Source organism: Brumimicrobium aurantiacum, from assembly GCF_003402975.1.
GTDB lineage: Bacteria > Bacteroidota > Bacteroidia > Flavobacteriales_D > Crocinitomicaceae > Brumimicrobium > Brumimicrobium aurantiacum.
Window position 1 is genome coordinate 1 of record NZ_QURB01000022.1, and the last position, 1,254, is coordinate 1,254.

The window sequence follows — 1,254 nt, forward strand, 5'->3', positions numbered from 1 at the left end:
TGGAGTGTCTATATTTGTTGTGACAGATTAATTAAGCCCGAAATGATTAAATTTGATTTATGGCAAAGAAGTATGACAATGACTTTAAAATTCTCATAGTAGAATTAGTAAAGTCAGGAAGACCTATAAAGGAAGTAAGTTTAGAATATGACCTAAACGACAGTATGGTTAGGCGATGGAGAAGAGAATACGAAGCTAAGTCAGGTGACTTTACGAAGAAAAAAGAGTTATCTCAAGAAGAGATAGAATTAAAGGCCTTAAAAAAGGAGCTTCGAGAAATAACCATGGAACGCGACATATTAAAAAAGGCAGTAAGCATCTTCTCCAAGAACGACAGGTGAGGTATCAATTTATTTCGAATAATGTTGACAATTATACTGTTGAGAGGATGTGTAAATGTATGGAGGTTAGCAGGAATGCTTTCTATAATTGGGAGAAAACCAGGTTTCATAAGGTTGAAAAAGAATCTCGTGTTTTGTTAAAGGAAAGAATAAAATTTATTTTCAAACAAAGTAGAGATATTTATGGAAGTTATAGAATTCAAAAAATGCTTGAGAGAGAAAGACTATTCTATAGTCGATCATACGTAGCTATATTGATGAGAGAAATGGGGTTGAAAAGCATTTTGAGAAGGAAGTATTTAGTAACCACGGACTCCAATCATACTTTTAATATTGCAGATAACAAACTAAATAGAGAATTTGATAGTTCAAAACTTGGACACAAATGGGTGTCTGACATAACTTATATTAGAGTTAATAATGACTGGAACTACTTAACTACAGTTATAGACCTTGCAGACAGAAAAGTTATAGGTTGGTCATTAAGTGAGGATATGACTACCGAAAATACAATTATGAAAGCATGGCTTCACGCTAGATCAAATAGATCCTTAAGACCTGGCTTTATTTTTCATTCCGATCGTGGAGTACAATATGCTTGTAATAAAATGATTAACCTTTTTTCTTTCAATAGAAAGATTGTCCAAAGCATGAGTAGAAAAGGAAATTGCTGGGACAATGCAGTGGCTGAAAGTTTTTTTAAAACAATTAAGAACGAATGGTTATACCGTTTCAAATACACTTCATACGACCAGTTACATAGTTCTTTAGAAGATTATATAAACTGGTACAATACAGAAAGATTACATTCATCTCTAGGGTATGTTTCCCCTCTAGAAATGGAAATTAAGTTAAGAGGGAAAATTAATAAAGTGGCTTGATAAAATTTGTCACAAAATTAGTAGGAATTCCA

At 32.6% G+C, this 1,254-nt stretch carries 2 protein-coding genes; both read left to right on the plus strand.

Going from position 1 to position 1,254, the window contains the following annotated elements; genetic code table 11:
* Positions 1 to 59 precede the first annotated feature (59 nt).
* Complete coding sequence (locus tag DXU93_RS15255; RefSeq protein ID WP_240623477.1) at positions 60 to 341, plus strand: transposase; 282 nt, start codon at positions 60 to 62, stop codon at positions 339 to 341.
* Positions 299 to 1,222, plus strand: coding sequence for an IS3 family transposase (locus DXU93_RS14935; protein ID WP_240623478.1), 924 nt, complete (start codon positions 299 to 301; stop codon positions 1,220 to 1,222). Before DXU93_RS15255 ends, DXU93_RS14935 begins: the two co-directional genes overlap by 43 nt.
* Positions 1,223 to 1,254: the final 32 nt, after the last annotated feature.